This is a genomic window from Dokdonella sp., from assembly GCF_035511235.1.
Classification (GTDB): Bacteria; Pseudomonadota; Gammaproteobacteria; order Xanthomonadales; family Rhodanobacteraceae; genus Dokdonella.
Genome location: NZ_DATKFQ010000035.1, coordinates 142,010 through 164,584 on the forward strand (window position 1 = coordinate 142,010; position 22,575 = coordinate 164,584).

General features: G+C 71.8%; 17 protein-coding genes. 9 read left to right on the forward strand and 8 right to left on the reverse strand.

Features of this window, described 5'->3' with window-relative positions; translation table 11 throughout:
* Positions 1–11: 11 nt before the first annotated feature.
* The 3 genes from VMR06_RS14905 to VMR06_RS14915 are packed head-to-tail and all read left to right on the forward strand — an operon-like array spanning position 12 to position 3,119.
* Positions 12–1,610: an AAA family ATPase gene (locus VMR06_RS14905; protein WP_325377689.1), complete on the forward strand. Its 1,599-nt coding sequence runs from the start codon at positions 12–14 to the stop codon at positions 1,608–1,610.
* Between the two features lie 9 nt (positions 1,611–1,619).
* Positions 1,620–2,378: a general secretion pathway protein GspB gene (locus tag VMR06_RS14910; RefSeq protein WP_325377691.1), complete on the forward strand. Its 759-nt coding sequence runs from the start codon at positions 1,620–1,622 to the stop codon at positions 2,376–2,378.
* Positions 2,379–2,435: 57 nt separating this feature from the next.
* Positions 2,436–3,119: a rhomboid family intramembrane serine protease gene (locus VMR06_RS14915; RefSeq protein ID WP_325377693.1), complete on the forward strand. Its 684-nt coding sequence runs from the start codon at positions 2,436–2,438 to the stop codon at positions 3,117–3,119.
* Positions 3,120–3,332: 213 nt separating this feature from the next.
* Here VMR06_RS14915 and polA read toward each other — a convergent pair whose 3' ends face one another.
* Complete coding sequence (gene polA / locus VMR06_RS14920) at positions 3,333–6,068, reverse strand: DNA polymerase I (protein WP_325377695.1); 2,736 nt, start codon at positions 6,066–6,068, stop codon at positions 3,333–3,335.
* Positions 6,069–6,365: 297 nt separating this feature from the next.
* On the opposite strand from polA, the gene VMR06_RS14925 reads away from it, so the two are divergent.
* Both VMR06_RS14925 and VMR06_RS14930 read left to right on the forward strand, forming a co-directional pair.
* Positions 6,366–8,330, forward strand: coding sequence for a S9 family peptidase (locus tag VMR06_RS14925; RefSeq protein WP_325377697.1), 1,965 nt, complete (start codon positions 6,366–6,368; stop codon positions 8,328–8,330).
* A gap of 137 nt (positions 8,331–8,467) precedes the next feature.
* Entirely contained in the window at positions 8,468–9,235 is a 768-nt protein-coding gene (locus VMR06_RS14930; RefSeq protein WP_325377699.1) for an MBL fold metallo-hydrolase, read from the forward strand.
* A gap of 66 nt (positions 9,236–9,301) precedes the next feature.
* Here VMR06_RS14930 and VMR06_RS14935 read toward each other — a convergent pair whose 3' ends face one another.
* Both VMR06_RS14935 and VMR06_RS14940 read right to left on the reverse strand, forming a co-directional pair.
* Positions 9,302–10,285 (reverse strand): isoaspartyl peptidase/L-asparaginase, encoded by a 984-nt coding sequence (locus VMR06_RS14935; RefSeq protein WP_325377701.1) that lies wholly within the window; start codon positions 10,283–10,285, stop codon positions 9,302–9,304.
* Positions 10,286–10,350: 65 nt separating this feature from the next.
* The gene (locus VMR06_RS14940) at positions 10,351–10,980 is read right to left on the reverse strand and encodes an arylesterase (protein ID WP_325377704.1); all 630 of its coding nucleotides are present in this window, start codon (positions 10,978–10,980) and stop codon (positions 10,351–10,353) included.
* Between VMR06_RS14940 and VMR06_RS14945 the strand changes: the two genes are divergently transcribed.
* Both VMR06_RS14945 and VMR06_RS14950 read left to right on the forward strand, forming a co-directional pair.
* A complete protein-coding gene (locus VMR06_RS14945; protein WP_325377708.1) occupies positions 10,979–11,668 on the forward strand; it encodes an ABC transporter ATP-binding protein in 690 nt (229 codons plus the stop codon). The two genes, VMR06_RS14940 and VMR06_RS14945, sit on opposite strands and share 2 nt — an antisense overlap.
* Positions 11,665–14,145: an ABC transporter permease gene (locus VMR06_RS14950; RefSeq protein ID WP_325377711.1), complete on the forward strand. Its 2,481-nt coding sequence runs from the start codon at positions 11,665–11,667 to the stop codon at positions 14,143–14,145. Before VMR06_RS14945 ends, VMR06_RS14950 begins: the two co-directional genes overlap by 4 nt.
* Before the next feature lie 202 nt (positions 14,146–14,347).
* Here VMR06_RS14950 and VMR06_RS14955 read toward each other — a convergent pair whose 3' ends face one another.
* The 5 genes from VMR06_RS14955 to def are packed head-to-tail and all read right to left on the reverse strand — an operon-like array spanning position 14,348 to position 19,784.
* On the reverse strand, positions 14,348–16,504 hold the full coding sequence (locus tag VMR06_RS14955) for a sensor histidine kinase (RefSeq protein ID WP_325377713.1): 2,157 nt from the start codon (positions 16,502–16,504) through the stop codon (positions 14,348–14,350).
* Complete coding sequence (locus VMR06_RS14960) at positions 16,483–17,022, reverse strand: DUF4390 domain-containing protein (protein ID WP_325377716.1); 540 nt, start codon at positions 17,020–17,022, stop codon at positions 16,483–16,485. The genes VMR06_RS14955 and VMR06_RS14960 overlap by 22 nt, the downstream gene beginning before the upstream one ends.
* Positions 16,997–18,304 (reverse strand): 16S rRNA (cytosine(967)-C(5))-methyltransferase RsmB, encoded by a 1,308-nt coding sequence (rsmB, locus tag VMR06_RS14965; RefSeq protein ID WP_325377718.1) that lies wholly within the window; start codon positions 18,302–18,304, stop codon positions 16,997–16,999. The genes VMR06_RS14960 and rsmB overlap by 26 nt, the downstream gene beginning before the upstream one ends.
* Positions 18,301–19,251 carry a methionyl-tRNA formyltransferase gene (gene fmt, locus VMR06_RS14970; RefSeq protein ID WP_325377720.1) on the reverse strand — a complete coding sequence of 317 codons (951 nt, stop codon included), beginning with the start codon at positions 19,249–19,251 and terminating at the stop codon, positions 18,301–18,303. The genes rsmB and fmt overlap by 4 nt, the downstream gene beginning before the upstream one ends.
* An 8-nt stretch (positions 19,252–19,259) precedes the next feature.
* Positions 19,260–19,784, reverse strand: a complete 525-nt coding sequence (def, locus tag VMR06_RS14975; protein WP_325377721.1) for a peptide deformylase — start codon at positions 19,782–19,784, stop codon at positions 19,260–19,262.
* Between the two features lie 240 nt (positions 19,785–20,024).
* On the opposite strand from def, the gene VMR06_RS14980 reads away from it, so the two are divergent.
* Entirely contained in the window at positions 20,025–21,146 is a 1,122-nt protein-coding gene (locus tag VMR06_RS14980) for a LysM domain-containing protein (protein ID WP_325377723.1), read from the forward strand.
* Positions 21,147–21,297: 151 nt separating this feature from the next.
* Positions 21,298–22,455, forward strand: a complete 1,158-nt coding sequence (gene dprA, locus VMR06_RS14985; RefSeq protein WP_325377725.1) for a DNA-processing protein DprA — start codon at positions 21,298–21,300, stop codon at positions 22,453–22,455.
* The last annotated feature ends 120 nt before the right edge of the window (positions 22,456–22,575 follow it).

The following is a 22,575-nucleotide window of genomic DNA, read 5'->3' on the forward strand; positions in this document are numbered from 1 at the left end:
AAAGTAGCCGCATGTATCTTGAGTTCTATGGCCTGCGCGAACCGCCGTTCTCGATCACGCCGGATCCGCGCTACGTATTCCTGTCCGAACGGCACCGGGACGCGCTGGCGCATCTGCTGTACGGCATCGGCAAGGGCGGCAGCGGCGGCTTCGTGCAGCTCACCGGCGAGGTCGGCACCGGCAAGACCACGCTGTGCCGTCTGCTGCTCGAACAGCTGCCCGAGAACACGCGCGTGGCGCTGGTGCTCAATCCGAAGCTGTCGCCGGTCGAGCTGATCGAGACCGTCTGCGAGGAGCTCAAGCGCGACATCGAAGGCAAGCGCGGCAGCCTCAAGGCGCTGACCGACACGCTCAACGCCTATCTGCTCGACGCCTACGCGCAGGGCCTGCGCGTGGTGCTGATCATCGACGAGGCGCAGAACCTCTCGCCCGAGTCGCTCGAGCAGGTGCGCCTGCTGACCAATCTGGAAACGCCGACGCAGAAGCTGCTGCAGATCATCCTGCTCGGACAGCCGGAGCTGCGCGAGATGCTGGCGCGGCCGGAGCTGCGCCAGCTGACCCAGCGCATCACCGCGCGCTACCACTTGACGCCGCTCGACCGCGACGAGACCGAGGCGTATCTGCGCCACCGGATGGCGGTCGCCGGCTGTTCGCGCATGCCGTTCTCGCGGCTCGGACTGCGCGCGCTGTATCAGCGCTCCGGCGGCATTCCGCGGCTGATCAACATCATCGCCGACCGCGCGCTGATGGCCGGCTATGCGCGCGAGCAGAGCGTGATCGGCGAGCGCCTGGTCGCGCGCGCCGCCGACGAGACCCTGCCCGGCCATGCCCGCTACCTGGCCCGCCGGTTCGGCCTGTGGGCCCTGGCCGCCGTCGCGATCGCCGCCGCGATCGCGGCGGGCCTGTGGTGGTCGCGCCGCGCGCCGGAACCGCTGCCGGCACCCGCGACGCCGGTCGCCGAGCAGCCGGCCCAGGACGATCCGGGGCTCGCGCAGCTGGCCGCACGGCTCGAGGCGACGCAGGACTCCGAACTGACCGCGTTCGGCCAGTTGCTCGCACGCTGGCAGGTCGATTCGAGCCAGGTGTCGGTCCGCGACGCGGTGCGCTGCGCGGCGATGGTCGCGCCGGGTCTGGCCTGCCTGCGCGGCCGCGCGACGCTCGAGCAGCTGGCGCGTTTCGACCGCCCGCTGATCCTGGCCCTGGGCGGTCCCGGACGGCCGTCCGGCTACGCGCTGCTGCGCGGCGTCGGTGCCGAGCAGGTGCTGCTCGACGTCGGCGGCGAGAACGTCGAGCTGCACCGCGCTTCGCTGGGCAGCTACTGGAACGGCGACTTCATGGCGCTGTGGCGGCTGCCCGAATCGATTCCGGCCACGCTCAAGCGCGGCGACGCCGGTGCCGCGGTCGGCTGGGTCAAGGATCGCCTGGCCGCGTACGACAAGGGCCCCGGCGCTGCCGACGGCACCAGTTTCGATGCCGCGCTCGAGGAGCGCGTGCGCAAGCTCCAGCAATCCTACGGCGTGAAGTCGGACGGCATTATCGGTCCGGAGACGCTGTTCGCCCTTTCCGCCCTCGACGACGCCGGACCGCATCTGGCGCGCACGGTGAAGTAAGCTGCCGCCATGTCGCTGATTCTCGAAGCCCTCAAGAAATCCGAAAGCCAGCGCCGGCTCGGCGAGATGCCGAACCTGGCGACGCCGGTCATCGCGACCCGCAGGCGGCGCAGTCTGCTGCCGGTGCTGGCGGCACTGATCGCGGTCGCGCTGGCGGCCGGCTGGTGGCTGCAGCGCGGCGACGCGCCGGCCCCGGCGCAGGTCGCGGCGCCGGCGCCGGGCGGCGAGCGCCGCGCAGCGCTCGCCGATGCGTCCAAGCCTGCGGCCACCACCGCGCCGCCGCGCACGCCGCGCGCCGCCGAGGCGACCAAGCCCGCGCCGCCGGCCGGCACGGTCGCCGAGGCGACGCCGCCGGCACAACCGGCAGCCGCCGTGCCGCCACCGGCTCCAGCAGCGGCACCGGTACCGGCGAACCCGATCGCAGCCGCGCCGGCCGCGGCGAATCCGGCCACGCAGCCGGCCGTCGCGCCTGCCGCCCCGGTGGTCGCGCCCGCGCCGGCACCGCCGCCTGCCGCCACGACGAAGGAACCGGCCCTGCCCAAGCTCTGGGAACTGCCGTACGCGACGCGCCGCGAGCTGCCGGCGATGCAGTTGACGATGCAGGTCTATTCGGACGATCCGGCCAAGCGCTTCGTGATCCTCAACGACGTGCGCCAAGCCGAGGGAGCCGAGCTCGGCAAGGGGCTGTATCTGCGCGAGATCCGCCAGGACGGTCTGGTCATGGAAGTGGACGGCACGCGGTTCTTCTACCCGCGCGGCGGCCGCTGATGGCCGCGTACCGGCTGCGCCGCTCCGGCGAGCGCGCCTGAGGCAGCGGCGTCCAGCGTGTTCGTCCACCTGCCGAGCCGCCGCAAGCCGCATCCGCCCTGGGCGACGCTGCTGATCGTCGCGGTCAGCGTCGTGGTCTTCCTGTGGCTGGTCACCGAGCCGCCCGACGCGCGCGGCGAGCTGCTCGCGCAATGGGGCACCGTGCCCTCGACCCTGCTCGACGGCCGCGCACCCTGGCTGCAGCAGTTGCTGGAGCTGCGCGCGGCGCGGCTGATCACCGCGATCTTCATCCACGCCGACTGGCTGCACCTGACCGGCAATCTGCTGTTCCTGATCGTGTTCGGCGTTCCGGCCGAGCGCGCGCTGGGCTCGACGCGCTTCCTCGCCCTGTTCCTGGTCGGCGGCGCGCTGTCGAACCTGGCCGGCGCCTGGACGCTGGCCTCGATCCGTTCCCCGATCATCGGCTCGAGCGGCGCGGTGTCGGCCGTGGTCGGCGCCTACTTCGCGCTGTTCCCGCGTGCACGCCTGGGCCTGGTGCTGCCGCTCGGCGTCTTTCTGGAGTTCGTCCGCATTCCGGCGCCGCTGTTGATCGGCTTCTGGATCCTGCTGCAGCTGCTGTTCACCTATGCCGGTCCGACGTTCGGTGCGGTCGCCTGGTGGACGCACATCGCCGGCTTCGCGGTCGGCATCGTATTCGCGCTGCTGTCGCGTCCGGCGATCGCGCGGCGCCTGCGGCACTGAGCCTCACGCTCGCGACGCGCGCGCTCCCGGCCGAATCCTGGGAAGCGAGCCGGATCGACTCGACGACGGCCCTCGATCGAGCCCAAGCGGAGCGCATGGGCATCAACTGAATGATCGATCCGGCGGCGGCGCCGACCGCGCGTCGGCAGGCCATGGACTGTCGCTTCGTCGCCCCAGGCCCGCTCGCCAAACGCACGGAGCGGGCGACGGCGCTCAGTGCGCCTCGTCCCAGTTGGCGCCGCTGCCGACGTCGACGACCAGCGGCACGTCGAGCACGGCGGCTGCGGCCATGCGGCTGCGCACGCCGTCGGCGATCTCCTCGACCGCGTCGGCGCGCACCTCGAAGACCAGTTCGTCGTGCACCTGCATCAGCATGCGCGCGCGGTCGTCCTGTCCGGCCAGCCAGGCGTCGACCGCGATCATCGCGCGCTTGATGATGTCGGCCGCGGTGCCCTGCATCGGCGCGTTGATCGCGGCGCGCTCGGCGCCGGCACGCTGCGCCTGGTTGCGCGCATTGATGAAGTCCAGATACAGGCGGCGTCCGAACACGGTCTCGACGTAGCCGTCGCGGTGCGCCTGCTCGCGCACGCGGTCCATGAACTCGCGTACGCCCGGATAGCGCTGGAAGTAGCGCGCGATGTAGTCCTGCGCCTCGCCGCGGCCGATGCCGAGCTGGCGCGCCAGGCCGAACGGGCCCATGCCGTACATCAGGCCGAAGTTGATCGCCTTGGCGGCGCGGCGCTGGCCCGGATCGACGTCGGCGAGCGGCACCGCGAAGACCTCGGCCGCGGTCGCGCGGTGGATGTCCTGGTCGCCGTGGAACGCGGCGAGCAGGCCGGCGTCGCCGGACAGGTGCGCCATGATGCGCAGTTCGATCTGCGAGTAGTCCGCCGCGACGATCCGCCAGCCCTCCGGCGCGACGAAGGCCTGACGGATGCGCCGGCCCTCCTCGGTGCGCACCGGAATGTTCTGCAGGTTCGGATCGGCCGATGACAGCCGTCCGGTCGCCGCGGTGGCCTGGTGGTAGCTGGTGTGCACGCGGCCGGTGCGCGGATTGACGATCTCGGCGAGCTTCTCGGTGTAGGTCGAACGCAGCTTGGCCAGGCCGCGGTACTCCAGGATAAGGCGCGGCAAGGCGTGCTCGTGCGCGATCGCCTCGAGCGCTTCCTCGTTCGTCGACGGCTGCCCGGTCGGCGTCTTCAGCACCGCCGCGAGCTTGAGCTCGTCGAACAGCACGGCCTGCAGCTGCTTGGGCGAGTCCAGGCTGAAGACGTGTCCGGCCAGATCGTGCGCCTGCCCGGTCAGCTCCTGCATGCGGCGCGCCAGCTGCTGACTCTGCAGACGCAGCGCCGGCACGTCGACCAGCACGCCGCGCTGCTCCATGCGCGCCAGCACCGGCACCAGCGGCATCTCGATCTGGCGATAGACCGCATCGAGCTTGGCGTCGGCGGCCAGGCGCGGCCGCAGCGCCTCGTGCAGGCGCAGGGTCACGTCGGCGTCCTCGGCCGCGTAGCGGGTCGCGCCGTCGAGGTCCACCTGCGAGAACGGAATCTGCTTGGCGCCCTTGCCGCAGACGTCCTCGTAGTGGATCGTCGTGTAGCCCAGATGGCGCTTGGCCAGCGTGTCCATGTCGTGGCGCGAGGCGGTCGAGTTCAGCACGTAGGACTCGAGCATGGTGTCCTCGGTCACGCCACGCACCGCGATGCCGGCACCGGCCAGCACGTTGATGTCGTACTTGGCGTGCTGTCCGAGCTTGGGCTTGTCCGGATCCTCCAGCAGCGGCCTGAGCGCCTCCAGCACCATCGTCCGGTCGAGCTGGACCGGTGCGCCCGGGTAGTCGTGCCCGAGCGGCACGTAGGCGGCGCGGCCGGGCTCGACCGCGAACGACACGCCGACGATCTCGGCGCGCATCGGGTCGATCGAGGTGGTCTCGGTATCGAACGCGATCAGCGGCGCCGCGCGCAGCTGCTGCAGCCAGTGCTCGAAACGCGCCGCTTCGAGCACCCGCTCGTAGTCGCCCGGCGCCGCGCTGCCCTCGGCGATGACCGGCTGCGTCTGCACCGGCACCGCCACGGCGGACGCGGCATCGGCGCCCGACGCCGCGTCGAGCTCCTTGAGCGCGGCATTGAACTCGTAGCGCCGGTACAGCACGCGCAGCGCCTCGACGTCGCGCTCGCGCAGCCGCAGCGCATCGGGGCCCTGATCGAGCGCGACGTCGGTCTTGATCGTGACCAGCTGGCGCGACAGCGGCAGCTGTGCCAGCGCCTTGCGCAGGTTCTCGCCGATCTTGCCGCCGACCTCGGCGGCACGGCCGATCACGCCGTCGAGCGAGCCATACTCGGTCAGCCAGCGCGCGGCGGTCTTCGGACCGCATTTCTCGACGCCGGGTACGTTGTCGATCGCATCGCCGGTCAGCGCGAGGAAGTCGACGATGCGCTCGGGCGGCACGCCGAACTTGGCCAGCACGCCGTCGACGTCGGTCACGGTATTGGTCATCGTGTTGACCAGGCGCACCTGCGGCGAGACCAGCTGGGCGAAATCCTTGTCGCTGGTGGAGATCGTCACGTCGATGCCGAGCCGGGCGGCCTGCACCGCCAGCGTGCCGATCACATCGTCGGCCTCGACGCCCGGGACGCACAGGATCGGGAAGCCGAGCGCGCCGACGATCTCGAACATCGGCTGTACCTGGGCCAGCAGGTCCGGCGGCGTCGGCGCGCGATTGGCCTTGTAGGCCGGATACAGCGCATCGCGGAAGGTCGGTCCGGGCGCATCGCCGACGAAGGCCGCGTACTCGGGCCGCTCCTTGAGCGTGGAGCGCAGCATGTTGACCACGCCGAACAGCGCGCCGGTCGGCTCGCCGGCCGCATTCGTCAGCGGCGGCAGCGCGTGGAACGCGCGGAACAGATACGACGAGCCGTCGATCAGGACGAGACGCGGTCGGGTCGACATGGGCATACGCAAGGGACAGCGGGCCCGCAGCTTGGCAAGCCGCGCGATCGATTGCAAACCGTGCCGTCCGGCGCGATGACTTCCGCCAGATGAGCCTGGACCCGGCGCGTGCTAGGGTCCGCAGCGGCCACCCTAGAGACGTGGCGGCCGGCCGCCGGTGCCGCCATGGCACGACGGCCGGCGCGTGCAAGAGCGCGGCCCGACGCCGGCCGCGCCGACTAGTCCGCATGCGGGGGCGTCGGGCGCCTGCCTGGTTCACGGACGAATCCCGCCCGGCTCCCATCGGCGAGACCTTCCATGTCCCATCGCATTCCGCTCATCGCTTCCGCCCTGGCGACCGCCGTCGCCCTCGGCGGCTGCAAGCAACCCGATCCGCCGCCGCCCGCGCCGACCGCTGCTGCCGAGGCGCCGGCCGCCGTGGCCGAGGTGGCGCGGCCGACCAAGCACTACACGATCGAGGACTTCGTCGACACGATCGCGATCGGCGGCGCCTCGTTCTCGCCGGACGAGCGCCGGATCCTGTTCTCGTCGAACAAGAGCGGCGTGTGGAACGCCTACACGATGTCGGCCGACGGCGGCGACTGGACGCCGGTCACGCAGTCCGCGACCGACAACAACAACGCGATCGCCTGGTTTCCGGCCGACGACCGCAAGCTGATCACGCGCGACCAGGGCGGCAACGAGCTCAACCACCTGTACGTGATCGAGGCCGACGGCAGCGAGAAGGACCTGACGCCGGGCGAGAATCTCAAGGCGCAGTTCGCCGGCTTCGACCACGACGGCGGCGCGTTCTACGTGACCACCAACGAGCGCAATCCGAAGTTCTTCGACCTGTACCGCTACGACGCCAAGACCTATGCGCGCGAGCGGCTGTACGAGAACACCGAAGGCTACGAGATCGGACCGCTGTCGCGCGACGAACGCTATCTGGCGCTCGGCAAGAGCCGCACGAGCAACGACAACGACCTGTATCTGTACGACCGGCGCGAGAAGAAGCTGATCCATCTGTCCAAGCACGAGGGCGACGCCAGCTTCGCCGCGCAGGACTTCGCGCCGGACGGCCGCAGCCTGCTCTACCTCAGCAACGACGGCAGCGAGTTCCAGCGCCTGCGCCGCTACGTGATCGACAGCGGCACGCACGAGGACGTGCAGCGCGAGGACTGGGACATCGCGTTCTCGTACTACTCGCACAACGGCAAGTACCGCGTCGCGGCGATCAACGAGGACGGCAGCACGCGCTTCGAGGTCTACGATGCGGCATCGGGCCAGCCGGTCGCGCTGCCGAAGCTGCCGAGCGGCGAGATCCGCGGCGTCAACATCGGCCGGTCCGAACAGCGCGCGACCTTCTTCCTCAACGGCGACCGCCAGCCCAACGACCTGTACATCTTCGAGTTCGGCCAGACCGAGCCGAAGCGGTTGACCACCGCACTGAGCCCGAAGATCGACCCGGCCGACCTGGTCGACTCCAGCGTCGTGCGCTTCAAGAGCTTCGACGGCGTCGAGATTCCGAACATCCTCTGGAAGCCGCATCAGGCCACCGCGCAGAGCAAGGCGCCGGCGATTGTCTGGGTGCACGGCGGACCGGGCGGACAGACCACGCGCGCGTACAACCCGTTCCTGCAGTATCTGGCCAACAACGGCTATGTGGTGCTCGGCATCAACAACCGCGGCAGCTCCGGCTACGGCAAGACGTTCTTCGCGGCGGACGACGGCAAGCACGGCCGCGAGCCGTTGTGGGACTGCGTCGAGGCCAAGAAGTACCTGCAGAGCCTGGACTACGTCGACCCCGACCGCATCGGCATCGCCGGCGGCAGCTACGGCGGCTACATGACCCTGGCCGCGCTGGCGTTCAAGCCGGACGAGTTCAAGGTCGGCGTCGACATCTTCGGCGTCAGCAACTGGCTGCGCACGCTCGAGAGCATCCCGCCGTACTGGGAGAGCTTCCGCGAGGCGCTGTACCAGGAGATCGGCAATCCGCAGACGCAGCGCGACTTCCTGGTCGAGACCTCGCCGCTGTTCCACGCCGACAAGATCACCAAGCCGCTGATCGTGCTGCAGGGCAAGAACGACCCGCGCGTGATCCTGCCCGAGTCCGACGAGATCGTCGCCGCGGTCAAGAAGAACGGCGTGCCGGTCGAGTACGTCGTGTTCGACGACGAGGGCCATGGCTTCACGAAGAAGAAGAACCAGATCGAGGGCTATGGCGCGGTGCTGCGCTTCCTCGACACGCATCTGAAGGGCACGCCGGCGACCGGCGGCTGAGCACGGAGCCCGGGCTCGCGCGCTGCGCGGGCCCGCGGCTGCCCCTCGCCGGCCGGCCGGCGGGCTTGATGCATGTCAAACGCGGGCGGCACCGGCACCGGGAGAATGCGCCCTCCGCCGGCTGCGAGCCCCGATCGATGGCAACCGAACTGTTCCGCAAGGGAGACCACCTCTGCGTGGTCTTCAACGACCTGGTCCGCGGAGACGACGGCGTGCAGGCGAACCAGTTCCTGATCATGCACGGCGGCCGCTCGGCGCTGATCGATCCGGGCGGCGCCCTGCTCTACACGCCGCTCAGCCTGGCGATGACGCGCTATGTGCAGCCGCGCAACCTGGACTGGATTCTCGCCTCGCACCAGGATCCGGACATCATCGGCTCGGTCGACCGCTGGCTGATGTACACCTCGGCGCGCGTGGTCTGCTCGCGGCTGTGGGGGCGCTTCATTCCGCACAGCGTGCCGCACTACCAGAAGGACACCGGCGCCGACCGCTACTTGCTGCTGCCCGACGAAGGCGCCGAGATTCCGATCGGCAACATGGCATTGCAGGCGATCCCCGCGCACTTCCTGCACAGCGTCGGCAATTTCCAGTTCTACGACCCGATCAGCCGCATCCTGTTCAGCGGCGACCTCGGTGCCTCGATGATCGACGCGCCGTACGCGCCGATCACGGACTTCACGCAGCACGTACCGGCGATGGCGGCGTTCCACCGCCGCTACATGGCGTCGAACCGGGCCTGCCGCTGGTGGGCGCGCCGCGCGCGCAAGCTCGACATCGACATGATCGTGCCGCAGCACGGCCTGCCGATCGCCGGCCACGACAACGTGCAGCGCTTCATCGACTGGGTCGAAGGCCTGGTCTGCGGCGTGGACCTGCTGCCGCTGGAGGAGCCGGTCTTCGCCTGAGCGCCGTACCGGCCGCGGCCGCGCGGCGCGATCTCGCGCGCCGCCGGCGCGCGACGCGGCCGACGATCAGCGCTTCTCGGCCAGGATCGCCACGTGCCGGCGGCCGTCGCGATCGACCCAGCCGCGGTACATGCCGTCGGTATTGAACGGCAGCGTCACCTGGCCCTGCGCATCGACCGCGATCACACCGCCGTCGCCGCCGAGCGCCGGAATCGTCTCCATGATCACCGTGCGCGCGGCGTCGGCCAGCGCCTGGCGTCCGTACTCGACGCGCGCGCAGATGTCGTGGGCGACCGCGGCGCGAATGAAGAACTCGCCCCAGCCGGTCGCCGAGACCGCGCAGCGCGCGTCGGCGTAGGTGCCGGCGCCGATGATCGGCGAGTCGCCGACTCGTCCCCAGCGCTTGTTGGTCATGCCGCCGGTCGAGGTCGCCGCGGCGAGCCGGCCCTGCGCGTCGAGCGCGACCGCGCCGACCGTGCCGTAGTGGATCGCGCGTCCCTGCGCCGAGGGCTCGCGCTTGGCCTCCTTCTCGATCGCCTCGCGCAGCTGCTGCCAGCGCACGTCGGTATGGAAGTACGACGGCTCGACGAAAGCGATGCCCTCGATGCCGCGGCCGAACGCCTCGGCACCCTCGCCGATCAGCATCACGTGCGGCGAGCGCTCCATGACCGCGCGCGCCAGCAGGACCGGATTGCGCACGCGGGTGACGCCGGCGATCGCGCCGGCTCGGCGCGTGCTGCCGTCCATGATCGAGGCGTCGAGTTCGTTGCGGCCCTCGTGCGTGAACACCGCGCCCTTGCCCGCATTGAAATGCGGCGAGTCCTCGAGGGCGACCACGGCCCGGGCGACCGCGTCGACCGCGCTGCCGCCCGCTTCGAGCACGCCGTAGCCGGCATCGAGCGCGCGGCGCAGATCGGCCTTGACCGAGGCCTCGATCTCGGGCGTCAACGTCGAGCGGATCACGCCGGCACCGCCGTGGATCGCCAGCACCGGCCGCGCGGCGGCGGTCTCGGCGCGGACGTCGGCGGAGGATACGGTCGCAGCGGTCATCAGGATCACCCCGTACGAGTAGCGAAGAAAGGCGGCGAGCGGACGGACGCAGACGGTCATCGCGCTCAGGGCTGCAGCGCCTTTTCGAGCGCCGGCCAGACGTTGTCGAGCAGCCTGGGCTGGGCGTCGGCGGTCGGATGCAGGCCGTCGGCCTGCATCAGGTCCGGATCGAGTGCGACCCCGTCGAGCAGGAACGGGACCAATGGCAGGTTGAAATCGGCCGCCAAGTCACGATACATCGCTCGCAGGCTGTCGCGGTACTGCGGCCCGTAGTTGACCGGAATCTCGATGCCGAGCAGCAGCACGCGCGCGCCGGACTCGCGGATCCGCTCGACGATCAGGCGCAGGTTCTCGCGCGGTGCGGCGATCGGCAGGCCGCGCAGCGCGTCGTTGGCGCCGAGCTCGACGACGACCAGCGCCGGCTCGTGTTCGGCCAGCAGCTTGGGCAGCCGCGCTAGTCCGCCGGCGGTGGTCTCGCCGCTGATCGATGCGTTGACGACCGCGCGCGGCACCGGTGCCGCCTGCAGGCGCCGCTCGAGCAGGCTGACCCAGCCGGCCGCGATCGGGATGCCGTAGGCGGCCGACAGCGAGTCGCCGAGTACCAATACCGGTCCGGTCCGTAGCGGGGCCGCCGGCACCGACAGCGGCACCCCGATCCCCACCAGCAGCATCACCCACAGGAAACCTCGCAGCATGACCCTCGATTCCGAAACCGTCCTCAGTGCCCGGAAGCTTAGCAAAGCCGTCGACGGCCCCGACGGGCGCCTGACGATCCTCGAGGAGGTCAGCCTGTCGGTCGCGCGCGGCGCCAGTCTCGCGATCGTCGGCGCGTCCGGCTCCGGCAAGACCACCCTGCTCGGCCTGCTGGCCGGGCTGGACCGGCCGACCGGCGGCGAGGTCACGCTGGACGGCCAGCGCCTGGACACGCTCGACGAGGAGGCGCGGGCGCGGCTGCGGCGCCGGCTGGTCGGCTTCGTGTTCCAGTCGTTCCACCTGCTGCCGGCGCTGAGCGCCGAGGAGAACGTCATGCTGCCGCTGGAGCTCGAGGGCCGCGACGACGCGCGCGAGCGCGCACAGAAGGCGCTCGGCGACGTCGGCCTCGGCCAGCGCCTGCACCACTATCCGCACCAGCTCTCCGGCGGCGAGCAGCAGCGCGTCGCGCTGGCGCGCGCATTCGTGCACGGGCCGGCCCTGCTGTTCGCCGACGAGCCGACCGGCAACCTCGACCAGCGCACCGGCGCGACGATCACCGACCTGCTGTTCGCGATGAACCGCGAGCATGCCACCACGCTGGTCCTGGTCACGCACGATCCCAAGCTCGCCGCGCGCTGCGCACGCACCGTGCACATGCGCGACGGGCGCCTGATCGAGGACGCGGCATGAAGCCGGTCGCGTTCGCCGCGCGCAGCCTGCGCCGCGAATTCCGCCACGGCGAGCTGGCCACGCTGGCCGCTGCGCTGGTGCTGGCGGTCGCGGCACTGGCTGCGGTCGGCACGCTGGCGGCGCGCGTGGAGCGGGCGATCGTCGCCTCGGCCGCCGAGCTGCTCGGCGGCGACCTCGGCGTCAGCGCCCGGCGCGGCGCCCTGCCCGAGGACTTCGTCGACGAGGCGCGCCGCGCGGGCCTGGCGACCAACCGCATCGTCGAGTTCTCGAGCGTGGTCTTCTCCGGCGAGGCCAGCCAGTTCACCGAGATTCGCGCGGTCGATCCCGCGTTTCCGCTGCGCGGCGCACTCAGCGTGCGCAGCGCGGACGGCGGCGCGCGCGAGGCCGCGGCGCCGGCGCCCGGCGAGGTCTATGCCGACCGCGCCGTCCTGGCCGGCCTCGGCCGCAACGTCGGCGATCGCCTGCAGATCGGCGGCCGCGACCTCGCAATCGCCGGCGAGATCGTCAACGCGCCGGGCGGCTCGGTGTTCCAGTTCGCGCCGACCGTGCTGATGAGCCTGGCCGATGCCGACGCGGCCGGACTGCTCGGGCCGGGCAGCCGCGCCAGCTACCGGCTGCTGGTCGCCGGCGAGGCGCCGGCGGTCGAGCGCTATGCGGCCTGGGCGCGCGAGCATCTGCCGCCGGCCGCACGACTGACCAGCGTCGAGGACGCCCAGCAGAACCTGCGCACCGCGTTCGAGCGCGGCGAGAGCTTCCTGCGCCTGGCCGCCCTGCTCGCCGCCCTGCTCGCCGGCATCGCGGTCGCGCTGGCCGCGCAACGCTTCTCGCGGCGCAAGACCGAGGAAGTCGCGCTGCTGCGCTGCCTCGGCGCCAGCCGCAGCGAGATCGTGCTGGCGCTGACGCTGGAACTGGCCCTGCTCGCGGTGCCGGCCTGCCTGATCGGCGCCGCGCTCGGCCTCGGGCTGCAGGAGGCGGCGTTCGCGTTCGCGCGCGAACTGCTGCCCGGCGCCGTGCCGGCGCTGCCGTGGGGGCCGTCGCTGTCGGCGTTCCTGATCGGCCTGGCGGTGCTGTTCGGCTTCGCGCTGCCACCGCTGCTGCGCCTGCGCGACGTCGAGCCGATGCGCGTGTTCCGGCGCGACCTCGACACGCGGATTCGCCGCTTCGACGCGCTGTATCTGCTGCCGTTCGCGGTCGGCGCGCTGCTGATCCTGATCGAGAGCGGATCGGGCCGCCTCGCCGCCGTGCTCGGCGGCGGCCTGCTCGGCGTCGCGCTGGCCACGCTGGCGGTCAGCCTGCTGCTGCTCAAGGCGCTGCGCGCCGGCGGCCGCCGGCTGCCCGGTGCGCTGCGCTTCGGCCTGGCCAACCTGGTGCGGCGGCGCGCCTTGACGCTGATCCAGGTCGGCGCGCTGGCGCTCAGCCTGACCGCCCTGGACCTGCTTGCGGTGATCGGCCCCTCGCTGCTGGAACGCTGGCGCGCCGATCTGCCGGCCGACACGCCGAACTATTTCGTGCTGAACGTGCAGCCGGACCAGCGCCAGGACTTCAAGGCACGCCTGGACGGGCTCGGCGCGCGCAATCTCAGCCTGCTGCCGCTGGCCGCCGGCAAGCTGGTCGCGATCAACGGCAAGGCGCCGCGCGCGGCCGACTACGGCGACGAACGCGCCGGCAACTGGATCGAAGGCGAGGTCCGGGTGTCCTGGAGCGCCGAGGTGCCGCCGTCCAACCGCATCGTCCAGGGCGCCTGGCACGGCGCCGACAGCGCCTCGCCGCAGATGTCGGTCGATCAGAGCTGGTTCGAGATGTTCAAGCTCGCGCTCGGCGACACGATGACACTGCGCATCGGCGACCAGGAGGTCACCGCGACGGTGTCGAGCGTGCGCGAGGTCGACTGGGACTCGTTCCGCGTCAACTTCTTCATGATGCTCGATCCGGCACATGGCGACGCACTGCCGCACAGCTTCATCGCGAGCTTCCATCTGCCGCCGGGTTCGGCCGGCCTGGCCGAACTGTCGCGCGCGCTGCCGAATGTCTCGCTGGTCGACATCAACGCGATTCTCGATCGCGTGCGCGACATCATCGAGCGCGTCTCCTCGGCGGTGACCTGGGTGCTCGGCTTCAGCCTGATCGCCGGTCTGCTGGTGCTGCTGGCCGCGCTCGCGGCGACCGCCGACGAGCGCCGCTTCGAAATCGCGCTGCTGCGCACGCTCGGTGCCAACAGCGGCCAGCTCAACGCGGCCGTGCTCGGCGAGTTCGCGGCGCTCGGCCTGCTCGCCGGCGTCGTCGCGGCCGGCGGTGCCGCCGCCACCGGCATCGCGCTGGCGCGCACGGTGTTCCGCCTGCCCGACTACTGGCCGCCGCTCGGCACGCTCGGCGCGATCGCGATCGCCTCGACCGTGCTGGTCATGCTGGCGGGCCTGGCCGGCACGCGGCGCATCGCGCGGACGCCGCCGGTGGCGGTGCTGCGCGGCGCGAGCTGAGCCCGATCGCGCGCGGCCGGTCAAATCGGTCGCCGGTCGATGACGTCGGGTCGGGTCGCGCCGCGCGACGGCGGCCGGCCCGGCTCGCCGTCAGCCCTGCATCGCGCCTTGCGCGCTCGTGCGCCCGGTCCGGGCACGACGCGCGCCGGCGCCTCGGCCGTCATCGCATGCAGGTTGCGAGGCGCGACGCGCGTCGCGGCGGCTAGAGCGCCTCGAGCGGCAGCCTCAGCACGAATTCCGCGCCGCCGCGCTCGCGATTGGCGGCGCGCACGCTGCCGCCGTGTTCCTCGGCGATCTTCTTGACGACGGCCAGGCCCAGGCCCGTGCCTTTCTCCTTGCTGGTCGTGTACGGCTCGAACCAGCGCTCGCCGAAATCGGCCGGCAGTCCGGGGCCGTTGTCCGAGACGGTCAGGTCGACCCAGTCGCCGCCGTCGGCGTGCAGGGTTCGCGTGGCGACCTGGATCTGCGGCTTGATCTCCTCGCCGACCGCCTCCAGCGCGTTCTTGAGCAGGTTGTGCAGCGCCTGCCGCAACCGCACCGCATCGGCACGCACCAGCGGCTCGCCCTCGGCGAGATCGCGGGTCAGCGCGATGCGCTGATCGTTCGCGTAGAGGTCGAGCACCTCGTCGAGCAGGGCGTGCAGCGCGATCGGCTGCGTCGACAGCTGCGGCGGCCGCGCGTAGTCGCCGAACGCGTTGACCATCGTCTTGAGCGCTTCGACCTGGCTGACGATCGTGTGCGTCGCGCGATCGAGCAGCTCGGCATCGTCGGGTGGCATGCGGCCCAGGAAGCGGCGGCGCAGCCGCTCGGCGGCGAGCTGGATCGGCGTCAGCGGATTCTTGACCTCGTGCGCGAGGCGCCGCGCGACCTCGCCCCAGGCGGCATCGCGCTCGGCGCGGTTGAGCACGGTCAGATCGTCGAACACCGCGACGAAACCGGCGTCGCCCGGCAGCGCCGCACCGCGCAGCATCAGTACGCGGCGGCCGCCTTCGGTCTCGATGACCAGCTCTTCGCGCCACTCGCGCAGCCGCTCGCGCAGGTGCCGGCCCAGCGGCTCGATGAAGCCGGCCAGCTGCGGCCACTGGTGGCGGATCTCGGCCAGCGAGCGGCCGTTGGCGCGCGACAGGTTCACGCCGAGGATCGTCTCGGCAGCGTGGTTGGCGATGCGCAGGGCGCCGTCGCGATCGAAGCCGAGCACGCCGGCCGACAGGCGCTCGAGCACCGCCTCGAGCCAGCCGCGCTGCTGCTCGGTCTCCTGCGCGCTGCTGCGCGCGTGCGCGCCGGCCAGTTCCAGGTCGCGCGTCATCTGCGCGAACGAGCGGACCAGGAAGCCCAGCTCGTCGTTGCTGGCCGGCGGCAGCGGCGTGTCGTAGCGGCCGGCGCCGACCGCGCGCGTCGCCGCGACGAGGCGGCCGACCGGCGCGACCAGGCGACGCGCGACGCCGAATGCGGCCAGCACCGCGAACAGCACCGACAGCAGCAGCACGAAGCTCAGGATCAGCGCGAACGTCAGCTTCAGCGATCCGCGCAGGAACTTCAGCTGCTGGTACTGGAACGTCGCGGTCTCGACGCTGCGCGTCAGCGGCTGCAGCCGCTCGGGCAGCGCGAACAGCGCCTGCAGCAGCCGCTCGTTGCCGGGCCGCGTGCCGCCGATGCGCAGCACGACGCGCACCGCCAGCAGATCGCCGAGCGGCTCGGACGCGGCGTAGCGGCCCTCGGCCGACAGCCGCAGCAGCAATGCCGCGTCCGGCAGCGGCGGATCGAGAAAGCGCGGATCGGAGCTGGCGGTCGCCAGGATCCGGCGGTCGCTGCCGAAGACGGTCAGCTCCAGCGCATCGAGGCGGTCGATCGCCGTGTCGACCAGGCCCTGCAGCTCGCCTTCGGACACGCCCTCCAGATCGCGCGCGACCAGGCTGGTGTCGAGCTCGGCGCTCTGCATGCGCTCGTCGATGACGATGCGCGCGATCTCCAGCGCATCGTCGAGCGAGCGCTCCAGCGGCAGGTTGAACCAGGTGTCGACGGTCGCATTGAGGAAGCGCAGCGCGAAGCCGTAGACGACCACCACCGGCGGTACCGCGAGCAGCACCAGCATGATCAGCAGGCGGCGGGTCAGCCGGGCGGCCGGCGCCTCGCGCGACAGGTCGGCGCGCAGGCGCCACAGCCGATGGCCGATCGCGGCCACGAGCGCCGCCAGCGCCAGCAGCGCGCCGCCGAGCACCCACGGATACTGGCGTGCCAGCGCGGCATTGCCGCCGGTCGCCTCCTCGGCCAGCTTGAGCGAGGCGAGCAGCAGCGCCAGCACCGCGACGGCCGGCAGCAGGCGGCGCCAGAACACGATCAGCCAGCGCCGATAGCCCATGCGTACTCCGCCGAACGCAGGTGCCAGGCCGGCTCGAACAGCGCCGGCAGTCGCAGCGGCCCCGGCAGCGCCGCGCGCTCCAGGCCGACCCGCACGCGGGCCTGGCCGGCGGCCCGGCGCAGCGTCTCGCCGTCGAGCGGCAGATGCAGCACGCGCAGACCGTCGAGCAGGGCCGCCGACGCCGCATAGCTGCGCAGCACGCGGCCGCTGTCCGGATCGCGCAGCAGATAGCGGCGCGACAGCGGGAAGTAGCGCAGCTCGATGCGGCGCCGGATCGGCGTCGCGTCGACCTGCACGTCGACCTTGAACGTCAGCGGGATGCCGCGATCGAGGGCGTCGCTCATCGGACCGCTGAGGCGGCAGTCCAGCGCCAGCTCCAGCGTCGCGCCCTCGACCGCCGGGATCAGCCTGGCTCCGCGCACGACCAGCTCGCCGGGCGCCTGCTCGTGCACGAGCGCGCAGCCGGCCAGCAGCAGCGCGAGCGCGCCGGCGCTAGCGAGGCTTTTCCAAGACCGCATAGTAGAAACCGTCCATGCCGCCCTCACCCGGCAGATTCTGCCGTCCCACGCCGGCGGCCAGACCGAAGCGATCCGGCAGCGGCGACGCGCACGCATTGTCGTGGGCGTCCAGGAATTGCGCCAGCACGGCCTGGTTCTCGATGCGCAGCAGCGAGCAGGTCGCGTAGACCAGCCGTCCGCCGGGCGCGAGCAGCGGCCACAACGCGTCGAGCAGGCGGCGCTGCGTCGCCGCCAGCGGTGCGAGGTCGGCGGCGCGCCGGTGCAGCTTGACGTCGGGCTGGCGGCGGACGATGCCGGTCGCCGAGCACGGCGCGTCGATCAGGATGCGGTCGAACCTCTGCCCGTCCCACCAGCGCTCCGGCTGCGCCGCGTCGCCGGCGCGCACGGTCGCTTCGAGGCCGAGCCGGCGCAGGTTCTCGTCGATGCGCGGCAACCGCGCCGCGTCGCGGTCGAGCGCGAGCAGCGCGAGATCGGCCCGCTCCAGCGCGTGCGCGGCCTTGCCGCCGGGCGCCGCACAGGCGTCGAGCACGCGCAGGCCGTCGCGCAGCTCGAGCAGATCGGCCACGCGCTGCGCGGCGCCGTCCTGCACGGAAAACCATCCCACGGCATAGCCCGGCAGGCGCGTCACGTCCTGGCTTTGTTCGAGTACCAGCGCGTCCGGCAAGCCCGCCGGTGCCTGGGCCGCCACGCCGGCGTCCTCGAAACGCGCCAGCAGCGCAGCGCGTTCGGTCCGGCGCCGGTTGACGCGCAGCGTCAGCGCGGCCTGGCGGTTGTTGGCGGCGAGGATCGACTCGGCCTGGTCGGGCCAGTCACGCTCGATCGCGTCGATCAGCCAGCGCGGATGTGCATGGCGCGACACCGGATCGCGGTCGAGCCGGGCTTCGAGCGCGGCGCGCTCGCGCAGGAAGCGCCGGAGGATCGCATTGACCAGGCCGGCGTGGCGCGGCTGTCCGAGCAGGCGCGCCGCCTCGACGCAGGCGGCAACCACCGCATAGGCCGGCAGATCGAGCACGGCCAGCTGCACCAAGCCCACGACCAGCAATGCGCGCAGCTCGCGCGCGCGCGGCGGCAGCGGCTTGTCGAGCAGCGCCGCGGCGGCGGCGTCCCAGCGTAGCCAGCCGCGTGTCGACTCGAACAGCAGCGCCGCCAGCAGGGCGCGATCGCGCGGATCGGCGATGCCGCTGGAGGCAGCGGCCAGCTCGGTCCGCAGCGAGACGCCGTCCAGCGCGATCCGCGCCAGCGCGCGCGCCGCATGCGCCCGCAGCGGCGCGCCGTCGCTCACGGGGCCGGGCCTGCGGCGGACTTGAGGTCGGGCCGCGCGTTCAGAAAGTCGCGGACCGCGATGCGGCGGCCGCCGGCGCGCTGGACGTCGAGGATGCGCAGCGCGCCTTCGCCGCAGGCGACGTCGATGCCGGCCGCGCCGGCCGCGAGCAGTTGCCCCGGCGAGGCGGCGTGCGGCATGTCCACTGCGCGCGCCGACCAGATGCGCAGGCGTTCGCCGCCGATATCGGCCTCGGCGACCGGCCACGGATCGAACGCGCGCACGGTCCGCTCCAGCGCCGTCGCCGGCAGCGACCAGTCCAGCCGCGCCTCGGCCTTGTCGAGCTTGTGCGCATAGGTCACGCCGTGCTCGGCCTGGACCTGCGCAGCCGGCAAGGTGCCGGCGACCAGGCGCGCAAGCCCGTCGGCGAGCACGTCGGCGCCGAGCGCGGACAGCCGGTCGTGCAGGCTGCCGCCGGTCTCGCCGGGCCCGATCGGCGTGCGCCGTTCGAGCAGCACCGGACCGGTGTCGAGGCCGGCCTCCATGCGCATCAGGTCCACGCCGGTCTCGGCGTCGCCGGCCAGCAGCGCGCGCTGGATCGGCGCGGCGCCGCGCCAGCGCGGCAGCAGCGAGGCATGCACGTTCCAGCAGCCGAGTCTCGGGATCGACAGTACCTTGCGCGGCAGGATCAGCCCGTAGGCGACGACGATCATCAGATCCGGCGCCAGCGCGCGCAGTCGCGCCTGGGCGTCCGGATCGCGCAGGGTCTCGGGCTGTTCGACCGGAATCGCCGCGGCCAGCGCGGCCTGCTTGACCGGCGAGGCGGCCAGCTGGCGGCCGCGCCCGGCCGGACGGTCGGGCTGCGTGTAGACCGCCACCACGTCGACCGGCGCGCGCAGGCAGGCCTGCAGGCACGGGACGGCGAACTCCGGTGTCCCGGCGAACACCAGGCGCAGGCGCTCGGACATGGAGAGGGTCAGGCGCTGACGGCGGCAGGCGCGGGGCTGTGCCGGCGCTGCTTCTCGAGCTTCTTGCGGACCAGCTCGCGCTTGAGCGGCGACAGGTAGTCGACGAACAGCTTGCCGGCCAGATGGTCCATCTCGTGCTGGATGCACACCGCGAGCAGGCCGTCGGCGTCGAGCGTGAACGGCACGCCGTCGACGTCCTGCGCCTCGACGCGGACGCGGTCGGCGCGGTCGACGTCGGCATAGATGCCGGGCACCGACAGGCAGCCCTCCTGGTAGGTCTGGCTGCCCTCGCGCTCGATGATCCTCGGATTGATCAGGACCAGCGGCTGATCCTTGGTGTCGGAGATGTCGATGACCAGCAGCTGGCGGTGCACGTCGACCTGGGTCGCGGCCAGGCCGATGCCGGGCGCCTGGTACATCGTCTCGAACATGTCGGCGACCAGCTGCTTGAGCGCCGGATCGAACGCGGCCACCGGCTCGGCGCGGGTGCGCAGCCGGGGATCGGGGAATTCGAGGATCGTCAGCAGGCTCATGGCGTGAAAGGTGCTCCGAGAAGGACAGATGCGGGCGAACCCACCGACTCACAAGCGCGAGCGATCCCGGACCGGTCGGAAACGCGCATTTTGCCGGCTTTGTGCAGGATCGCAAAGCCGTTTCGATTTCGGGAACGGCGTCATTCTCTACCCTGAATAGTTGGGCTACACTCGCGCGGCCATTGGGGAATCAGGTAATTGGCCGCCATGCTTAAAAAACTACTTCCAGTTGCAGCTGGATTGCTGGTCGCATTCGCCGCCTATGCCGCGACGGTGGAGCTCGCCGATCAGCACCCGGCACGCTACACGGTCAAGAAAGGCGACACGCTCTGGGACATCTCGGCGCGCTTCCTCAAGAAGCCGTGGCTGTGGCCGGAGATCTGGCAGGTCAACCCGCAGGTACGCAATCCCCATCTGATCTATCCCGGCGACGAGCTCGTTCTCGGTCTCGGATCGAACGGCCCCGGACTGTCGGCGATCCGCGCCCGCGCGACGCCGGTGGATGAGGCGGTCCCGCCGATTCCGCTGTCGCACATCAAGCAGTTCCTGACCCATACGCGCATCCTCGACGACGAGGCGCTGCGCAATGCGCCGCACGTGGTCGGCATCGAGGAAGACCGCCTGCGCGGCACCAGCGGCCAGCTGGTCTACGTGCGCGGCCTCGACGCACAGCCGGGCCAGCGTCTCGCGCTGGTCCGTCCGATCGGCCGCTACTACGACACGCCGCCCGACGTGGAAGGCGATCCGCAGAAGATCCACCGCCAGGAGCGCGATGCGCGCGACGGCCGCCGCGCCCTGCTCTGGCGGCACGGTCCGCACGAGTTCTCGCTGAAGGGCCGCGTGCGCTTCCTCGGCTACGAGATGCTCGACTACGCCACCGTCGAGGTGACGCGCGCCGGCAATCCGGCCTCGGTCCTGGTCGGCGAGGCCGATTTCGAAGTGCGCCCCGGCGACTTCGTGCTGCCGCTGGAAGAGCGTCCGTACGACGACGAATACGTGCCGCACGCGCCCGGCAGCGTGCCCGACGGCATGCGCGTGATCGCGTTCACCGACGCGCTCAACGCGGTCGGCCCCAAGCAGGTGGTCGCGCTGTCGCGCGGCGCCGAGAACGGCGTCGAGAACGGCCAGGTCTATTCGATCTACCACAGCGGCGAGACCGTCGTGGACCGCACCGACTACCCCGAGAACAGCGCGCGCAAGTTCTTCAATCCGAAGGACTCCAAGGTCGAGCTGCCGCCCGAGTTCGTCGGTCACGTGCTGGTCTTCCGTACGTTCGACCAGGTCAGCTACGGCTTGGTCATGGACACGGTCAAGCCGATCCGCCTCGACGACTGGCTGCACGATCCCGATTCGACGCCCTGAGGCGCCGCGCCTGAGGCGAGCCTAGGCCGCGAGGCGCTGGCGCTCGCGGCCACCCGCCCGGGCTTAAGCCGGGGGCGCCGATGCCACGCGATTCGCGCAACCGCGTGCGCCGTCGCGATTCGTGCGACGGGCGCTGGCTAGACTGGCCGGCATGGACGCGAACGCCGCAATCCCGGATGCCTGGCTGATCCTGCTGCGCACGCCCGGCCTGGGCCCGGCACGGCTGCGCCGGCTGCTGGATCGCCATGGCGATGCCGCCGGCGTGCTCGACGCCTTGCGCCGGCGCGGCGACGAGGAAGCCGGCGAGGCGGCACGCGCCTGGGCCTGCGCGCCCGATGCCGGCGCGATCGCCGCCGACCGCGCCTGGCTGGCCGAGCCGCAGCACCATCTGATCACCTGCACCGATCCGGACTTCCCGCCGCTGCTGCGCACGGTACCGGGTGCGCCGGCCGCGCTGTACATCGTCGGCGAGCCGACGCGGCTTTGGATGCCGCAGGTCGCCGTGGTCGGCAGCCGCAACGCCGGGGCCGGCGGCCTGGCGACCGCGCGCAGCTTTGCGCGCGCGCTGGCCGGCGCCGGTTTCACCGTGACCAGCGGCCTGGCCGAGGGCATCGACGGCGCTGCCCACGCCGCCGCGCTCGATGCCGGCGGCTGCACGATCGCGGTGCTCGGCACCGGGCCGGATCAGGTCTATCCGCGTCAGCATCGCGAGCTGGCGGCGCGGATCGGCGCTGCCGGCGCCCTGGTCAGTGAGTTCCCGCCCGGCACGACCGGGCGCCCGGAGCATTTCCCGCGCCGCAACCGCATCATCGCCGGGCTCTCGCTGGGTACTTTGGTCGTCGAGGCCGGCATCAAGTCCGGCTCGCTGATCACCGCGCGCTACGCGATGGAACAGGGCCGCGAGGTCTTCGCGATCCCCGGCTCGATCCACAATCCGCTCGCACGCGGCTGCCATCAGCTGATCCGCGACGGCGCCAAGCTGACCGAGACGGTCGAGGAACTGATCGGCGAGCTGGCGCCGCTGGCCGGCGAGCTCGGCGATCACCTGCGCGGCCGGCTCGCCGCGGCCGCGCTCGCGGCGACGGCGGCGACGGCGACGGCCCAGCCGGCGCCGCAGGACCGCCGCGCCGACCCCGACTACGCCACACTGCTCGATGCGCTCGGCCACGATCCGGTCACGATCGACGTGCTTGCGCTGCGTACCGGCCTGCCGGTGCCGTCGCTGTCGTCGATGCTGCTCGTGCTGGAAATGGAGGGCACGGTCGGCAGCGAGAGCGGCGGCCGCTACGCGCGCCGCGCCGCGCCGTAGCCGCGCCCGTGCATCTTATTGAAGCAGCTCACAATTTCTCCTGACGACCGGGCAGCCGGGCTTGACAGCCCGAAGGCGGCGTGTTTCCACTGAATATAGAGCGCCGATGCCAGCCGGCAT